A 17,337-nucleotide genomic window follows, 5' to 3' on the forward strand; every position below is an offset into this window, starting at 1 on the left:
ATCGAAAATCCTGCCTAGTGTTCAAAGGTTTTTTCTGCGCGATATTTGAACACTCACTTACCGTGATTGGTATAATTTGCTCTCATCTTGGGAGTAATTTTTGCTACCATATCGACCTGTGTGTAATTAGGCCTTTTTGTCATGGTTCGAGCGGCTCAAGCCTCCTTTATCGCATTACCCCAAACAAGTCAGCTACCGGCAACGGTTTTCGACTATTTTTGCCAACGTTTTGACAATATCCCTGCTTCCGTGTGGCGTGAACGATTTACCCAAGGCAAGGTGCATTGGCAAGATGGCCAGTTACTGGATCTCACCACTCCCTATCGGCCCCAGCAAAAGGTCTACTACTATCGCGAAGTGGCTAATGAAGCCCCGCTCCCCTTTGAGGAGTCCATTCTCTATGAGGATGAGCAGATAGTACTGGTCAACAAGCCGCATTTTATGGCACTGCACCCTAGCGGCAGCGTGATCAATCAATGCCTTGTCAACCGGGTGAGAGCAAGAACCGGCTGTGATCAATTGGTTGCCGCGCATCGCCTGGATCGCGCTACCGCAGGTATCGTCTTACTGGTAAAACAGAGCGCCCATCGCGATGCCTATCATGGGTTATTTCGTTACGGTCAAATAACCAAACGATATCAGGCCTTGGCGAAGTTAACCCCGGAGCTGTTGGCGGATTATCGCGCCGGAAAACTTACTTTGCCCAAGCGCTGGACGGTAAAGAATCGCATCGACAAGGGCACACCGAGCTTGATCATGTGCGTGGTCGATGGCGAGCCCAACAGTCATTCGGAGATCGCCCTTATCGGCGTCGAAGGGGAGATAGGGCGTTTCGAGCTGATGCCGATCTCAGGCAAGACGCATCAACTAAGACTTCATATGAACAGTCTGGGGATGCCAATTCTCAACGACAATTTTTACCCTAAGTTACAGCCAAAGGGGACAGAGGATATCACCCGGCCGATGAAACTCCTGGCGCAGCAGCTCACCTTTAAGGACCCGATCAGTGGACGCCTTATCGACATCACACTGCCTGAACTGAGCCTGGATGAAGGTTAGCTGTCACGAGACTGACGTGGTGGCAGGAATTCTGTGGTGCTCATGTCGCCGTGTAGCACGCTAATTTTTGCCGGCGCGCCATCTTTGCCGAAACTTACCAGGCCAATCCCGCTGGCGTTGATAAGACGCTGACTACGCAGCCCATTGGGGCGGCGGCCGCGAATCGACATGCGTTTGCGCTTGGTGAACCAGTTGAGCGGCGAAAAATGACCATAGAGCCAGCCGTTAAACTTGTCGAAAACCGGCAATAGCTTTTCCGGAAAGTGGTTTTTGATGCCGCTGCAGGTGATCTGATAGATCTTAGGGCTATGGGTTCGAAAGCGGATGCCGATGTCATAGGCAAAGGAGTAGTGCACATCGCCGGAGAGGATCACAAACTGCTGCGGTGTCTTGCGATGCAGGAAGATGCTCAGCAAGGTATTGGCCGTTCCCGGATGGGCCATCCAGTTCTCGGCATCCACCAAGAGCGAGGCGCCGATAAAGGTGGCACTGCGCTGCACTGCCTCAATTAACTTAACCCCGAACATAGGCGCGGCCGAGACGATAATCACCTTCTCCTGACCGACCAGCTGTTGCTGAAATTCCATCAGGGCCTCCCAATCCATCAGCCCCGATGGTTTGGCCAGGTTCGATTCGCTGCGCCATCTCTGGGTACGGGTATCGAGCACGACCAGTTTGGGTGACGTATTGAGGCTGTAATGCCACCCATCAAAACTCAGCAGGCTCTCAATAAGGGCGTCGTGTTGCGTCTCCTGACGAGACTCGAGGAACTCTTTTAGCTGAGGCAATATCTCAGGGGTAAATTTGGCCTTCTGATTTCCCAGCCCCTGAAATAGCAGATAGCCTATCAGGGCATTGCCTATGATGCGTTTGGAGAAGGGGTGGCCATAGGCCGCTTGCTCCCATTTAGCCGTGAGGTTCCAGTCGTCTGTGATGTCATGATCGTCGAAGATCATATAGGTCGGCAGATGAGCCATCAGGCGCCTGACCTTGGTCAGTCCCGCCTTAAACTCCAGCAGGTGTCCCCATTCTTTCTGCCACCTCTGTTGATTAGCGGGGGACAGACCCGTGACCTCTTTGGGAATGTCTATTAACTGCCACAGTTCGGGTGACCAGGAGAGTAGGTAGAGCGCGACGATTTCGGCCAGGCTCACAAGATGGTTTTCGGCGATCGATGAGGTGAAGATGGGGTGATTAATATACCAACGCACCAGTGCGCTTCCGGCTGGATATTCGGTACGCGGCAGTAGCTTCTTGTGCCTCTGGTACATCGCCGCCGGATGATAGCTGATCTGCTTACTATGGGTAAGCGGTGCTTCTTGAAACGCCTCTTCATGAAGGCCTAAGACTTCTATCGTCTTACCTATGGCATAAAGCATGGGGCCGGCGACATCGTCCACGTAAATCTGATCGCCGCTAAGCATCATCAGTGCTGGGCGCTCGGCGACGTCAGGGACGTTTTCAATCAGGGTATCGGCGGCGACCATGGCATCACTACTGTGGTGATGAGGGTTACGACAGGAACCGTGCAGTAAGCTGTCTATATCGGGCTTTACCACGAAATCTGGGCTATCGCTGTCGCCATAGGTGAGTTGCTCTACCTGAGAGAAGATCTGGCCGTGGCGACTGTCACTAAGCCCATAAGGGATGCGTGTCCCCACAGGGTTAAGCCCTGGCTGGCTTAGCGAGATCAGGTATAAAAAGGCCTTCTTGCCCAACTCAAGGCATTCTAAGGCATCACCCGTAAGTAAATGCTGAGTATCGCCCAAAGTGACGGTGAGCTGGGAAAGCGGCTCGCTGGTCACCAGGGAGAGGGTAAAATGGTCGGCGTCGCAATGACGTAGCAGAGGACCCGTTAGTAATAGAGGTAGCGTCATAATGATTGAGTGCGCTTACAGTTCATGGGCTTGGCATCGTAGCCCCAGGTGATGCGCGCCTCACCCTGGTGTTCCCACAGGGATTCGTTGCGCCCCACGTAGCGGCTACCACTACCGCTGGGTTGGTGATACATAAGTGAGACGCTGTCACCAAACTCGGCGATCAGGGTGCCAGGCTCGGTGGCGAAATAGCTGACCACTACCTCTTTAGCGGCGATGCCGTCGCATTGGTAGTACACCTCGGCGCTAGGGCCAATGAGACGGTATCTGGCTTGCAGTTCTGCGATCCGCATCTGATAGCTGTTATGAACGCATTGGCGCTTATCGTCACGCTTCCAACACTCGTCGCGCCCCTTTATCCAGCCGCGCTGCTCCGCCTTCAATAGCGGCGGATGTTCATTGACCGCCTTGGCACTGGCCGCCTGAAAGACTTGGGCGAGCTGAGTGTCCAGCGTTGCCAGCGTCCTGTCTTGGCAGACTAAGCGGGCCATACTGGAGAGCTGGTCGTTGTCGCAGCGAAAACTGGGTTGATTGTCGGCGCCATTAATCACCCCATTAATCAGCTTAGTGTCGGCCTTAGCTATGTGGTCGTTTTCTAGCTGCCCGGAGGCCGGAGTTGGCGAGTTGCTGCAGGCCGACAGCAGGATGCCAGTTGCGACAACTAACGAAATTATTTTCATGACTAAGCTCCTAGCCTTGGCCTGATATCCTTGATAACAACAGAGAATATCCTGTTGCGGCGGACGCGGCAAATATCCAGGATTAAAACCGTTTCATTCTCGCTGGCATGCCTGCGTTTGGTTTAGCCTCTGCCTCCTTACTGCTATGATTAGGTAACAGAGGGCTGGGAAGGAGAGTGACAGTGACGCTACGTATCATACTCAATGGCAAGAAAGCCGGCATTGAGGAGGTCAGAGAAGCGATCGCCCGTGTCAGAGAAGATCATGACATCCAGGTGCGTGTAACCTTTGAGGCCGGCGACGTGGCGCGTTTGGTTGATGAGGCGATAGCCGAAGGTTGTAGCCGGATTGTGGCCGCCGGTGGCGATGGTACACTCAACGAGTTGGTAGATGCCTTGATGGGGCATCCCAAAGAGAAACGTTGCGAGGCGGCGATTTTACCGCTTGGGACGGCAAACGACTTTGCCGCAGCGGCTGAAGTTCCCGAGGATTATGAGGCAGCATTAAGGCTGGCGGCTGAGGGCGAGGCCTATGGGGTCGATGTAATTCGTGCCAACGACAGGCATGTGATCAACATTGCCAGCGGCGGCTTTGGTGCCCAAGTCACTTCAAATACTCCTGTGGCGCTAAAACACTTTCTCGGCGGCGGCGCTTATACCTTATCTGGCTTAGTGCAGGCGTTGAACTTTAAGCCCTATGATGGTGAGTTTGTTATTCATGGGGAGTCCAGTCAGCAGCAATTGCTGGTGGGCGCCGTCTGTAATGGTCGTCAGGCCGGTGGTGGCCAGGTGCTGGCGCCCGAAGCCTATATTAACGATGGTTTGATGGATCTGGTGGCCCTGCAGGACTTTCCTATCGAGGCGCTGGCCCAGGTCATTGCCGAGTTACAAAACCCGGAATCGGACAACCAGTATGTCAAATATCACCGGCAGCCCAGCGCCAGTTGGCGCTCCAACCCGCCGATGCCGATTAATTTAGATGGTGAGCCCATCACAGAGACCCAGGTAGATTTTGAGATCCAAGCCGCTGCCATCAGCCTGGTCTTGCCTGCCGATTGCCCTATGTTGAAACCTGGTACCCAACCCATAACAAACGAGTAGTATTGATGTTGAAGATAATGATCACCGGCGCCACAGGTTTATTGGGGCGAGCCTTGATTGAGCGATTTTCCAGTGAGGCGGTAACCATACTGGCTTGTGGGTACTCGCGGGCGACTCCAGATATGCACAGATTGGATTTGACCGATAAGCCGGCTGTGGAGTTGTTTATTGCGAACCATAAACCCGATGTGATCCTTCACTGCGCCGCCGAGCGGCGACCCGATGTGTCTGAGCGCGACCCGCAGGCGGCGCTGGCGCTTAATCAGGCTGCCAGTGAGCACTTGGCGCAGGCGGCTAAGGCCCATGATGCCTGGCTTTGTTATATCTCTACCGATTATGTGTTTGACGGCACAGCGCCTGATTATGGTGAGGAGGATGAGACGCATCCGCTCAATTTCTACGGTGAGTCCAAACGTCAGGGGGAGCTTGCCGTCCTAGGTGTGTCACCTGGCTTTGCCGTTTTGCGCTTGCCTATTCTCTATGGTCAGGTGGAGTCGTTAGCTGAGTCCGCCGTCTTGGTGATGTTAACTCAGTTGGTGAGTCAGGAGGCTAGCACGCAGGATAACTGGGCGACCCGCAGCCCCACCTCCACCTTAGATATCGCCAATGCCCTGGTTGCCATGATGACACGTCAGCAGACTCTGGGGGATGTTAGCGGGATCTATCACTTCACCGGCGCCGAGCGAATGACCAAGTATCAGATGCTGGTCAAGATGGCCAAGATCTTGGGACTGAGCCATCAGCATATCGCGCCGCTTTCAACTCCTAATGATAGTGCCAAGCGACCCAAGGATTGCAGCCTGAGTATGGCACGGCTCAAATCTTTGGCGATAAAGAGTGAAATCGAATTCGAACTGGGCGTAAAATATAGCCTGTCCCGCTCCGGTCCAGCCCTTGCCAAGATCGGATTATCCTCTGATTTAAATTAGGAAATAATGTGCCGACTCTGAGTTATGGTCGTTACCGAGCCGCCGACCAGCTAGCCCTGCTGCGCATCATGGCCCTGATGCTGAAACTCTGTTTGACCTTTGTATTTGCCGATACCTTTGGTCTGTCGCTGCATAGTCCGGCACTGAATCTGACATTGATCCTTGAGGCCTGCTATTTAGGTTTCACCTTTTGGCTGCGAAAGCCTCTGCTCAGCAGTGAAGCTGGGCTCTTTATCGCCCTGGTGCTCGATACGCTGCTGTGGATCTCCTGGCTCTATTTCTCCGGCGGTGCCACCAATGCTTTTATCTCTTTGTTGTTACTGCCCATCGCCATCGCCGCCGTGCTGCTGCCATTTTGGGCGCCTTGGTCTTTGGCGCTGCTCTCGAATCTAGCCTATAGCCTGATGTTGTTTGCCACGCCCGATAGCAGCATGAGCCACCACGGCATGGATATGCAGTCTCACTATCTGGGAATGTGGGTTAACTTCATTATCTCTTCGTTGGTGTTGACCACCAGTGTGGCCCTCTTAGCTAAGCGGATGCGGCGCCAGGATGCCCAGCTGGCCTTTATGCGTGAAGCGCAGCTGCGTCAGGAGAAGCTGATCGCCCTGGGCACCGCCTCGGCGCAGATGGCTCATCGACTGGCGACGCCTCTGGGAAGCCTCAGGCTGCTGGTGGAAGAGCTTCAAGAGGAGGCAACAAATGACGGGCCTGCACTGCAGGAGATGAAGTCGGCACTATCGGTTTGCGAGGCCACTTTGATGGCGCTGCGAAACGCCACAGAATCGATACGTGACGGTGCCGTGCGCACCGAATCGGTTGAGCAGTTGGTCAGCGGCCTGCGTGATCAGGTCAACTTGTTAATGCCAGCGGTGAAGCTTGAATTGCAGCCTGATAAAGCGGTTGCCAAATTGGCGCTGACCGTCGATGCCAGCCTGCAACCTGCCTTACTGGCGCTGATTGAAAATGGTGCCAGAGCCAGTCAGGAGAAGATAGATGAGATGCGGGTAACCCTCTCAGTGCAGCGTCAGGAGGATGAGCTGGTACTGAGTGTGCGAGACTTCGGCGCGGGAATACCGGCGCCGCTACTGCAGCAGCTCGGGCATCAGATTGTCGAGCAGCCAAAGGGAATGGGGGTCGCCTTGTTACTCAGCCATGCCAGCCTGGAGCGACTGGGGGGACGCTTGATCCTCGGCAGCCATGTGGATGGTGGCGCCGTGGCGCAGGTTTATCTGCCAATAGTGGAGGCCTAATGAAGCGCTTGTTGATCATTGACGATGAGGTGAGTTTTGCGGGGATATTGGCACGGCGCATGGCAAAACATGGTTATGAGTGTGAACAGGCCCATGATGCTACACAGGCGCTACTTAAGGCGCGGCAGTTTAAGCCCAGTCATATACTGCTGGACATGAAGCTGGCCGACGATAATGGTCTGGCATTGATCGCTCCCCTAAGGGGCGCCGCTCCTCAGGCGGTACTGGTGCTGCTGACCGGTTACGCCAGCATAGCCACAGCGGTGGAAGCGATGCGTCTGGGCGCCGATAACTACCTGACCAAACCCGCCGATACCGCGACCCTGCTCAGGGTGTTGGATGATGAGGCGCCCAAGGTGATCGAACCAGAGGTCGATGAGGTGCCCCTGAGTCCTAAACGGGTCGAGTGGGAGCATTTGCAGCAGGTGCTGAATGCCAACAAGGGTAATGTCTCTGCGACGGCGCGCCAGTTGGGGATGCACAGGCGTACCTTGCAGCGTAAATTGCTGAAAAAACCGCAGGATATGAGTTATTAAACCGGTTTACACCATTGCCTTGGGGGCATTTGAATTGATTATTTAATAACGGCGCTATCTGTTATATCTATGATTTGGGTTTGAATTGGGCTAAGTTGACCTCTATGCTCTAAAGCATAGCTAGTTCACAGGTAGGTGTGTTTGACCTCAGGTCAAAACGCCAGGAAGGCGATTTCGTTGTCCGTAGAAAGGAAAGACGATGCCGACAGAATCTTTGTACAGCAGTGAACGCTTTTTACTCGATAATCCTATCGATCTTATCTCCCTCGACAAGTGGCAAAAGACGGTTAATCTGCTGGCCAATGTGTTCAATGCGCCTGCCAGTTTTCTGGTGCAATATACGCCAAAAGGGTTTCAGGTCACCATCGCCAGTAAGCAGGTCAGTAACCCCTATCCGGCTGGGGTGGTGATTGCGCCCGATACCAATATCTTCTGTCGACGTATTGTCGACACTCAAAAAGATCTCTATGTACGCGATGCCCAAATAGAGCCCTGTTGGCAGACCAATCCCGAGGTGAAGAACGACGGTTTTTCATCTTACTTAGGGGTGCCGGTGTTTTGGCCCGATGGCCGCTGTTTCGGTACCTTCTGCGTGATGGACTTCAACAAGACTGATTACCAGGACACTTATTTTGAGTTGATCCATCAGCTCAAAGAGATCCTTGAGGCCGATCTTGCCCTGTTAGATATTTACGGTGAACTGAAGCAGCTGGCTCATCTGGATGAGCTGTGTCATATCAATAATCGCCGTGGATTTAAGGGATTAGCAAGGCAGCGTATTAAGTTGGCTCAGCGTAATGAGAGCCGCTTAGCCATGCTCTATATCGATGTCGATAACTTTAAAGGGATCAATGATGGTCATGGCCACCTGGTGGGCGATGAAGTCTTAAAGTTGCTGGCGGGGATCATCAAGCAAAGCGTGCGCGCCTCGGATGTGGTGGGGCGTATCGGCGGGGATGAGTTTGTGGTGCTACTGATGTGCCAAAGCGATGAGGATGGTTATTGCTACCGAGACCCGCATCATGCAGGGGCTAGACAATGCCATGGCCGACAGTCATCTGCCAGAGGTGACCGTCACCATAGGTCATAAAATAGTGGATCAGGATGTGCGCCTAGATACCCTGTTGGCCGAGGCCGATGAGGATATGTTGCGCCGTAAGCGCGATAAACTGGGCCTTTAAATAAAAAAAGCCCCGAGCGTGCAGTATGCTCGGGGGACGGGAGCGCAGTGGAGGGTTCCCAAAACCAGTAAATATTCTTAGAAGCGGTATTCTCCTGCTAGCCAGGCGTTAAGGCCTGTGCCAGGCATACGTTGTCCGGGGGCGAGATCGGCATTAAATACCCGGTTGTAGCCACCGAGATGATCTTCATAGTCGACATCAAACAGGTTGTTTACCCCGGCTTTTATCTGCCAGGCTGGTGCGTCATAGGCCATCATTAAGTTGACTAAGCCATAGCCGGCGCTGGTCTGTTCAGATTGGCTGACAGAGACCTTGTCCTGCGCGGCTACCATGACCCCTTCGATACGGGCCGACCAGTTACCTTGTTGGTAATTGAGGCCAAGGTTGATCTTAGGCGGCGCAATGCGATACAGGTTATCGTCGATGTCGCGGCGCTCACCACTGACGTAACTGGCCAGCAGATCCAGCTGCCATTGGGCGTTGATCTCGTAGCTGGCATTGATATCCATCCCCAGTAACAGGGCATCGACATTGGCAAACTCCATGGGATCTTCACTGCCCATCATATTAGCTGCCATGATCACCGCAGGATCGTGCGACTTGACCCCTTGTATGTAGTCGTCGATACGATGCAAGAAAAATCGCGGGCTGATACTTAGCCCCTGACGATTGAAGTCGGCGCCGAGTTCCAACTGATAGGCAGTTTCCAGCTTCAAATCCATCTTGCCCACATAGGTGCGGCCGTCGGCCAGGCCACCTGTGGACTGCATCGGGATCCACAGGTATCTCTGTTGGTAGCTGGCGCTGTCTTGTTTGCGGGCTAAGCCTAGTATCCAGGTGAGATCCGAATTGACTCGATAGCGGCCATTAATCACCAGATCCACGCCTGTTTGTGCTTGAGCGCGATCGGCCTGGTTATACCTGTCCATTAATACTTTGATGGCAGGCATGGCAGCAGCCATGGAGTGGTTAACCTCGTCGGCATCGGTTCGGTAGTGCTTTACCCTTGCGCCAAGTTGCCACTGCCAATGGTCAATATCCTGTTGCCACTGGGCAAATAGGCTGTAGGTATCGTCCTGCACCTGATTAAAGTTGTCGACCTTAAAGATAGGCTTGCTGGGATCGGTGATCACCGAGTTGTGCGTGCTGAGTTGGCTGTCGATGCCAAATAGCCAGGCGTCTTTACCCAGTGTCAGCGCCATATCATAGCTCTGGCTCTCGGCGTTGTTGTACCTGGCACTTGCGCTTTCTGGTTTAACTCGCTCGCTAAAGTTGTCCATGCCGTGTCTGGCGTCGCTATACGCCAGATGCCAGTTCAGCCCCCAGCTGTCCAGGTTATGTTCGCCTTCGAGTTTAACTCTGTCGGTGCGAATGAAGTCGATATCCATGGGCAAGGCTGGCGTGCCTGCTTCGGTGGTTTCCAGATGTTGATAGCCGATGGCAATAGATTCATCCTCTAATCCCTTATCGCTAAGATTAAAGCGATATTGTCCGCCGACCATCTGCTTGTCATAGCCGCTAGGGGAAATATGCAGGCCGCTGCCACTTTTGAGATCTTTATCCCCATGCATCAGGTCGCCATAAATTAATAGGGCATGCTGCTCGCCGCCCACATTGACCTTGGCGCCAAGATGACTCTGTACACCGTTGCTTTGATATTGGCCGGCAATGCGTCCTTGGGTATCGTTAAAAGTGGCCTGAGATTCGATTACTTTAATACTGCCGCCAAGGGTATTGGTACCGGCGGAGACGGGGGCAATACCCCGGTGCATATCGACACGTTCGCTGTTGATCAGGCTGGCATAACTTAGCGGGGTGTCCATAGCATTAGGGCCGGCGCCGGCGAGCGATACACCATTGATCTGAGTGTTGACCCTGTCGCCAAACAGACCACGATATTGCGCAATGCCTGTCAGGGGACCATTACCATTTACCGCTGTCCCTGGCAGTTTAGAGAGTAAGCCGCTGATGTCGCTCACTGGAGCCTGGGCCTCGGGGGTGACAGAAGTAAAGTTGTCCTGATGGGCGCCATATACCTTTATCACCTCGAAGGCGGCTTCTTGAGCCTGGACAAAGGGGAGTGTCAACAAGGCTGCGCCAATGGAAAGGGTAAGATAGGAAAAACGCAGTGCCATGATATTGGTTTTGTTCGTGTTTAGATGGCGGCATTGTGGCAGTGAAGGGAAATTGTGACAAAGCCAAATCCCGATAGTGCGACAAGGTGTCGCACCATGGTAAATCGCTGACTTATTGCCTGTCTTTAGCCACGACTTGCCTTACCGCTGGATGAAATTCAAACAGGTGTTTGCTTTTTTCACCACATAGGAAGGGGGGAGTTTGATGGTCAGAAGATTAAATTTTTTAAGGATAAAAGTGGCTTGGTTTATTGTATTGGTAAAATTGAATACAGGATTCAATTGGTAAAGTTGTTTTTAATCATTGGTTTATTGTTTTCTTGTCTCTTTGTTCACATTTTTTTGGTTTATTTGTATGACCAATATAATTCATTGACATCAATAAGATTCAGTCATTTAATTAAACCTCAAGTGTTTGATAAATTAAACGCGGTGGTCGTTTTGTTGTGCTCTCAAATGCTTAATTAGTGCCGAGTGTTATACCGGCGAACAATGTTGAATTGGGTATTGATTATGGAATATGAAACAAACACTGGACATAGCGTGACTGAAACAGAATCTGACCACGGTGCAATAACGCGTCGTCAATGGCTACAAGAGATGTTGGCTGGCAATGAGACAGACCTGAAAGATGAAGAGCCTAATTGCTATGTCTTAGGGTACAACTGACACCTGAGTTTATCGCCGTCCCGTTGACGCGAGTAAGTTAAGGCTAGACATCACGCGATAGCGAGCAATCAACCTCTTGTGTCTTCAAAGCAGCCTATTGTGAGACCTGCTTGTTTGCAGCAGTGCTTGTTTTGAAGCGGCAATAGCGCTTGAGTAAGACTGCTAAAGTCTACGGAAGCATTGCTATTTAAAGTCATTACGAGCGCTGTTGGAGTATGATGTTAAGCGGATAAAGCGATGTCGGCATAGGGCTACTAAATGAGGATAAAGTCTGGAGTGAAACACTCCATTTTATCGGCCCTATGCCTGAGTCACTCTCAAAGGAGAGAGATTAGTCGACGGCTATCATCACGTTGCTTGCCTTGATGATGGCATAGGCTTCGCCGCCTACGACCAGTCCTAGCTGCTCACAGGATTTTTTAGTGACCACAGAGGTGATCTCTACACCCGGCGCCAATTCGATAACCACTTCGTTGTTGACCGAACCTTCCTCAATCGCCTTGATCTTACCGGTTAGGTTATTGCGTGCACTGATTTTCATCTTAATTTATCTTCCTGTTAAATAATGAAAAAGTCATGGTAACTCTTTCTATGGTCAAGGATAAACCTCGGCATTGAATACTGTGACCCCTATTGGGATTTAGCCTGAGTGATCCGCCTACGCTCGGCGATCAAGCCGATGATTTGCGGCATGAGTGAGGCGACTATCATGGATAGCATCAAAAGGTATTGATGTGGGGTGAAGGATTCGCCCAATAATACCATGCCCGAGACAATCCCCGCCACCGGGTTGGCGATGCCGCCGAAGGTAAAGTCCACCACGCTCATGCGCTGCAAAAGCCAGACATACATGATATAGCCAAGCACAGTATTGAGTAGGATGATCCAACCTATACCCACGGCATTATTCAGGTTCAATTGTGCGAGCGATTCACTGTAAGCCTGTGGCGCAAACCCAGCGTGGATCCCTGCGGCCACGCTGAGAAGGGCGCCGCCAATGATCAGTTGCCAGGTGAGCACTGTCCACCAGTGGATACGATCGCCTAAAGCCTTGGTGATCGTGCTGCCGACTATGATGCAACTAATGGCTGCCAGCATAGCAAGTAGGCCAACGGGGTTGAGACTGATGGAGTTTGGATTAAACAGCAGCCAGGCTAATCCAATCAGTATTAAGCCAAAGATCCCTTGGGTCAGGCTAGGGCGACGCTTACTGATCACCCAATGAAATAACATGGCAAACACAGGCACAGAGATCATGCCCACACCTGAGATGGCCGAGGGCAAGGTAAGGGCCATCACAAAGATCAGGCTAAAGAAGGCGGCGATATTGATCAAGCCCAGGCGGAATAGCAGCCCCCATTCACCACGCTTGGGCAGGCTGGGTTTGATCGCCAGTAGAATAAGACCCGCCGGCAGCGCCCGTAAGGCACCGAGTAGCAGAGGTGGCCAGTCTGGCAGTGTAAATTGGGTTACCGCATAGGTGGTGCCCCAGAAGAAGGCGGGGATCATGGCCAGGAGTACATTCATATTTATCTCAGTAAGAAGTATCTTTACGTGAAGATATTAGTCTGCACGCTTTACTTAAGCTTGTAAAGTCTCTCTGGATTAATTATCTTTGCGTTAAGATAATTAATGGCGACTAAGTCGTACCCATAGGTGCGTATCGCCTCATTCAACTTATGTTCTCTCGGAGAGTCGATGAACTCAGATCACCTCGACGGCGTCGATCGCCTGACAGCCCAGTGGGCTAAAGAGAAGCCGCAGCTGGATACACTGCCAATGGCGATTCTCGGTCGCCTAATGCGTATTCACAAACACCTGGAATGTCAGCTGACCGCCTGTCATAAACAGTTTGGTATCAGTATGGGGGAGTTCGATGTATTGGCTACTTTGCGCCGCAGCGGTGAGCCCTATCGTCTTACGCCTTCAGAGCTGTTGGCAGCCATGATGTTGACTTCGGGTGCCATGACCAATCGCATCGATGGCCTGGAGAAGAAGGGGTTAGTATCCCGAACTCATTGCCAGCAAGACAGACGCAGCGTCACCGTCGGATTGACGCCCAGTGGACTGGCGCGGATCGATGAGGCGATAGAGGCCCATGTCGAACTGCAGCATACTTTGACAAAGCAGTTATCGCTCGATGAGAAACATCAAATTAATCATTTTCTTAAGCTTTGGCTAGCCGACTTCGAGTCCTAGACGAGTTATGAACGGGTCGGTAGTCCCTGTGGGCTTGCCGACTTTTTCAGCGCTTAGCTGTGTTATTTTTGTAAACATATAATTACATTTAGTGCTGCTCTACCTAATTTATTCGCTCATTTTGACCATCAGAAGATCCCCTTTACCTTGTCTCATTGAGTTCGCCCAGCGAGCGTGAACGGCCCGGCTTTCCCTTGCTTTTTATGTCTGTTTTTACCTTCAGAAACCCACCTGACTTTTTAGTCTGGCTTTGCTCATTACACATTTTTTTAGCGACTTGACCAAAGTCAATTTCAATCTGCGTCAAAGGCATAGTCTTAGCGTTACAAGGTATTCACACCTTCATCATAGCGGCTCTGGCAGTTTGAACCCCTTTGGTGAAATGCGCTAACAACGGAGTATTTAATGGAAAAGCAATCTTCTACCCCAGCAGTTAATGTCAATCAGCAACGTCGCAGCTTCTTGAGTGGATCTGTTGGTTTGGGTTTGGTGGGCGCGGGTATGGCCGCAGGTCTGGTATCAACCAGTGCTTCAGCCACGACTCAGAGCAAGTCTGACCGCATGGCAAACTACAAGGCCGAGCAGTTAGAGCGAGTGACTCAAGAGTTGGTGCCACCGCCTATGGTGCCTAAGCATGATCAGGTCGCCAAGGGTAAGCCTAAGGTGGTGCAGGTAAAGATGGTCGTAGAAGAGAAGCAGGTGGAGCTGGAAAATGGTACCAAGGCGTGGATCTGCGCCTTTAACGGTAGTGTGCCGGGTCCGCTTATCGTTTGCCATCAGCATGACTTCGTCGAGTTGACGCTAGTTAATCCGGCTAGCAACGCTTTGGCCCACAACATCGATTTGCATGCCGCCACAGGTGCCCTGGGGGGCGGTGAGTTGACCTTGGTCTCTCCCGGCCAGGAGGTGACCTTCCGTTTCAAGGCTACCAAGGCAGGAACCTTCGTCTATCACTGCGCACCGGGCGGGGTAATGATTCCGTGGCACGTGGCGATGGGGATGCACGGTGCCATCATGGTGTTACCACGTGACGGCCTGAAAGATGCGGCCGGTAAGCCCATAAAATACGATAAGGCCTACTACCTTGGTGAAGCAGACTTCTATGTACCTAAGGATGCAAACGGCAAGTACAAGTCCTACGACACTGTGATGGGCAGTATGACTGAGGTGCTTGAGGTGATGAAGACGCTTACGCCGTCCCATGTCGTGTTCAATGGTGCGGTTGGTGCCCTGACAGGTAAGGGGGCCATGACAGCTAAGGTGGGTGAGTCTGTGCTCTTTGTGCACTCACAAGCCAACCGTGATTCTCGTCCTCATATCATAGGTGGACACGGTGACTATGTTTGGCCAGCTGGCTCCTTTGCCGATGCGCCGCAGACCGACCTGGAAACCTGGATGCTCGCCGGGGGCTGTGCCTGTGCTGCCGTGTACAATTTCCGTCAGCCGGGTCTCTATGCCTATGTCAATCACAACCTCATTGAGGCTGTCCTTAAGGGGGCTGCTGCCCATATCAAGGTCGACGGTGAGTGGGATGACAACCTGATGGTTCAGGTGAAGAAACCTTCCAACATAGTAACCGCCTAAGGCTGTATCGCTCGGGCCTAGCCGGCCTGGGCAAAGGTTTATTGATAGGGTTTAGGAGGTGCAGATGCGAAGCTTACACCTGATGGCATTACTGATGATGCTGGGAGCTATCTTTATTCCCCCCCGTACACAAGCCGCCGAGGTGGACTATGGCCTGGAGGCAGATGTCTATCTCTGGTACGCCAGTCTGGATATGGCGCAGTACCAGCAACGTCTGGCAAAAGATGCTGGCTTGGTGGATCTGGCCGAATATGCGGGTGCCGAGATACGTGGTGGTGCCCACCACATCATGTCGATTACGCCGATCGCCCAAAGCCAAGATGGCAGTGAGGTTGAGGTCGAGATTGAGTTTCTGTTGGCCTCCGCTATGGAGATTAAGGCGCATAGTGAGGTCAGGGGGCAATATGTGGTGCAGCGCCTGAACCTGGATAATTTAGGGTTGGTGCGCAGCAGCGTTACCCTGGTCAATGAGTATGATGACTTCACCTCACGTTACCGAGCCGCCGCGCCTAACAATCAGATCCGCGCCGCCCTCTATGCCTGGACCCAGTCATTAGATAGTTTGGACGGGGCTAGGCTGTTCTCCCTGATGGCGACGGATGCTAGCTTTAGTGGTCCGGAAGACCCTTCCCAGACCCTAGGCCAATACCTTGCCTACCTAAAGCGTCTCGAACATAGCGACAGTCGCCGGGTGATTAAAAACCTTACCCTGACGCCAGAAACCGCAGGTATATATCGACTGAATTTTGAATATCAATGGACGGCGACCAATAACCAGGGGGAAGTCGAGCTGGCACAGGTCGGCGTGGTGATGCTCTTGTCCGTGAGTCAGCAGGGAGTCAAGGTAGATCTTTATCGTGCCCAGTACCTGCCGCCGGTAACCGATCTTGGCGCCGAGGTGCGCTGTTAGCCCTACGAGGAAAAGATGATGACACAAGTGATTCAACCTAAGGTCAAACGTGCGCTGAATATCGTTTTACTACTCATCGGCAGCATGATGAGCTGCGCCTGCATGGCAAATATGCCTATTCTCAAGGGGATAGGTGGCGACTTTAGCCTGCGTAGCAGTAAGGGGGGCGAGGTACGTCTGTCGGACTTTGACGACAAGGTGGTGATGATGTTCTTCGGCTACACCAATTGTGCCGACATCTGCCCGACCACCATGGCCCATATCAGTCAGCTAATGAATCAGCTGCCAAGTGAGACTCGTGAGCGCATCCAGGTACTCTTTATTAGCATAGATAGCGACTACGACACCCCTAAGCACCTGAATAGATACCTCAGCTATTTCGATCCCAGCTTTATCGGTCTGGTGGATGAGCGGGAAAAGATTGATGCAGTTGCCGCCCTCTTTAAGGCCGACTACACCAAGCTGGCCGAAGAGAGGGTGACGACTGAGTATAAAAAGTTGAGCCTGGAAGATAGTGAGGCGCCTAAGCGTCAGGGATATCTCTATTCCCATACCGCCAAGATCTTCGTGCTCGATGGCAAGCAGCGGGTGCGCGGTTTCTTCTATACAGGTACCCCCATCGACGAGATGCGTCAGCAGATAGAGAGTCTGCTGTAATCATTAAAAAGGAGATCATATGAAACAGGTTTTTTGTTTGTTGGTGTTGCTTTGTAGTGGGGTTGGCTCCGCCCAAGCCAGTGAGCTAATGGTGCATGATGCCTGGATCCGTGGTATGCCGCCCACCTCCAGAGTCGTGCCCGTCTACCTGTCGTTGCACAACCCTAGTAATAAGCCGCTTGTGCTCAAGGGGATCAGTAGCCCCAGGGGCGCAGTCGAGCTGCATCAGACTCTGATGGAAAATGAGGTAATGCGAATGCAGAGTGTGGGGGCTATTCAGATTCCGCCTCACGGCATGGTAAAGCTTGCGCCCAGTGGCTATCACGGCATGATGTCGGACTTTAAGGGCGGTGTACCCGCCTTGGGAGAGGAGGTGCAGCTCACCCTGACTTTGGCAGATGGTGAGAGCCTGTCGGTCACGGCCAAGGTAACAGCCCAGGGAGCTGCGCACGACCACAGCATGCATCATTAAATAAGCGCTAGGTGTTTTTTGAAGTAGATGTATCTTTAATGCCTGTTCATCATGATCTAGATCACGACTTGTTATCAGCTTGTGATTTAGATTAAC

General features: G+C 52.4%; 17 protein-coding genes. 12 read left to right on the plus strand and 5 right to left on the minus strand.

The annotated features are described in order from the left end of the window. The first annotated feature begins 141 nt into the window (after window positions 1-141). Window positions 142-1,059, plus strand: a complete 918-nt coding sequence (locus L2712_RS00425; RefSeq protein ID WP_248976554.1) for a pseudouridine synthase — start codon at window positions 142-144, stop codon at window positions 1,057-1,059. Here the strand turns inward: L2712_RS00425 and L2712_RS00430 are convergent. Next, window positions 1,056-2,936, minus strand: a complete 1,881-nt coding sequence (locus tag L2712_RS00430) for an alkaline phosphatase D family protein (RefSeq protein ID WP_248976555.1) — start codon at window positions 2,934-2,936, stop codon at window positions 1,056-1,058. The two genes, L2712_RS00425 and L2712_RS00430, sit on opposite strands and share 4 nt — an antisense overlap. Continuing rightward, window positions 2,933-3,616, minus strand: a complete 684-nt coding sequence (locus tag L2712_RS00435; protein WP_248976556.1) for an MliC family protein — start codon at window positions 3,614-3,616, stop codon at window positions 2,933-2,935. Before L2712_RS00435 ends, L2712_RS00430 begins: the two co-directional genes overlap by 4 nt. Before the next feature lie 182 nt (window positions 3,617-3,798). Between L2712_RS00435 and yegS the strand changes: the two genes are divergently transcribed. From yegS to L2712_RS00465, 6 genes are all read left to right on the plus strand, one after another. Beyond that, a complete protein-coding gene (yegS, locus tag L2712_RS00440; protein ID WP_248976557.1) occupies window positions 3,799-4,716 on the plus strand; it encodes a lipid kinase YegS in 918 nt (305 codons plus the stop codon). 5 nt (window positions 4,717-4,721) lie between these two features. After that, complete coding sequence (locus tag L2712_RS00445; protein WP_248976558.1) at window positions 4,722-5,645, plus strand: dTDP-4-dehydrorhamnose reductase family protein; 924 nt, start codon at window positions 4,722-4,724, stop codon at window positions 5,643-5,645. Window positions 5,646-5,653: 8 nt separating this feature from the next. Further along, entirely contained in the window at window positions 5,654-6,898 is a 1,245-nt protein-coding gene (locus L2712_RS00450; protein ID WP_428617419.1) for a sensor histidine kinase, read from the plus strand. After that, on the plus strand, window positions 6,898-7,434 hold the full coding sequence (locus tag L2712_RS00455) for a response regulator transcription factor (RefSeq protein WP_033539454.1): 537 nt from the start codon (window positions 6,898-6,900) through the stop codon (window positions 7,432-7,434). The genes L2712_RS00450 and L2712_RS00455 overlap by 1 nt, the downstream gene beginning before the upstream one ends. A gap of 199 nt (window positions 7,435-7,633) precedes the next feature. Continuing rightward, window positions 7,634-8,524, plus strand: a complete 891-nt coding sequence (locus L2712_RS00460; RefSeq protein WP_248976559.1) for a sensor domain-containing diguanylate cyclase — start codon at window positions 7,634-7,636, stop codon at window positions 8,522-8,524. Next, entirely contained in the window at window positions 8,478-8,615 is a 138-nt protein-coding gene (locus L2712_RS00465; RefSeq protein WP_248976560.1) for a hypothetical protein, read from the plus strand. Before L2712_RS00460 ends, L2712_RS00465 begins: the two co-directional genes overlap by 47 nt. Before the next feature lie 77 nt (window positions 8,616-8,692). Here the strand turns inward: L2712_RS00465 and L2712_RS00470 are convergent, their stop codons facing one another. From L2712_RS00470 to L2712_RS00480, 3 genes are all read right to left on the minus strand, one after another. After that, window positions 8,693-10,750, minus strand: a complete 2,058-nt coding sequence (locus L2712_RS00470) for a TonB-dependent receptor (protein ID WP_248976561.1) — start codon at window positions 10,748-10,750, stop codon at window positions 8,693-8,695. 1,000 nt (window positions 10,751-11,750) lie between these two features. After that, window positions 11,751-11,960: a TOBE domain-containing protein gene (locus tag L2712_RS00475; protein WP_144202655.1), complete on the minus strand. Its 210-nt coding sequence runs from the start codon at window positions 11,958-11,960 to the stop codon at window positions 11,751-11,753. An 89-nt stretch (window positions 11,961-12,049) separates the two neighbouring features. After that, the gene (locus L2712_RS00480; protein ID WP_248976562.1) at window positions 12,050-12,946 is read right to left on the minus strand and encodes a DMT family transporter; all 897 of its coding nucleotides are present in this window, start codon (window positions 12,944-12,946) and stop codon (window positions 12,050-12,052) included. 171 nt (window positions 12,947-13,117) lie between these two features. Here L2712_RS00480 and L2712_RS00485 point away from each other — a divergent pair, with 171 nt between their 5' ends. From L2712_RS00485 to L2712_RS00505, 5 genes are all read left to right on the plus strand, one after another. After that, window positions 13,118-13,618 (plus strand): MarR family winged helix-turn-helix transcriptional regulator, encoded by a 501-nt coding sequence (locus L2712_RS00485; protein ID WP_033539449.1) that lies wholly within the window; start codon window positions 13,118-13,120, stop codon window positions 13,616-13,618. Between the two features lie 405 nt (window positions 13,619-14,023). Beyond that, window positions 14,024-15,202, plus strand: a complete 1,179-nt coding sequence (gene nirK, locus L2712_RS00490) for a copper-containing nitrite reductase (protein ID WP_248976563.1) — start codon at window positions 14,024-14,026, stop codon at window positions 15,200-15,202. 64 nt (window positions 15,203-15,266) lie between these two features. Continuing rightward, window positions 15,267-16,112 (plus strand): hypothetical protein, encoded by an 846-nt coding sequence (locus L2712_RS00495; protein WP_248976564.1) that lies wholly within the window; start codon window positions 15,267-15,269, stop codon window positions 16,110-16,112. 18 nt (window positions 16,113-16,130) lie between these two features. After that, complete coding sequence (locus L2712_RS00500) at window positions 16,131-16,769, plus strand: SCO family protein (RefSeq protein WP_248976565.1); 639 nt, start codon at window positions 16,131-16,133, stop codon at window positions 16,767-16,769. A gap of 19 nt (window positions 16,770-16,788) precedes the next feature. Further along, window positions 16,789-17,241 (plus strand): copper chaperone PCu(A)C, encoded by a 453-nt coding sequence (locus tag L2712_RS00505; RefSeq protein ID WP_248976566.1) that lies wholly within the window; start codon window positions 16,789-16,791, stop codon window positions 17,239-17,241. Window positions 17,242-17,337: the final 96 nt, after the last annotated feature.

Source organism: Shewanella marisflavi (assembly GCF_023283925.1).
Classification (GTDB): domain Bacteria; phylum Pseudomonadota; class Gammaproteobacteria; order Enterobacterales; family Shewanellaceae; genus Shewanella; species Shewanella marisflavi.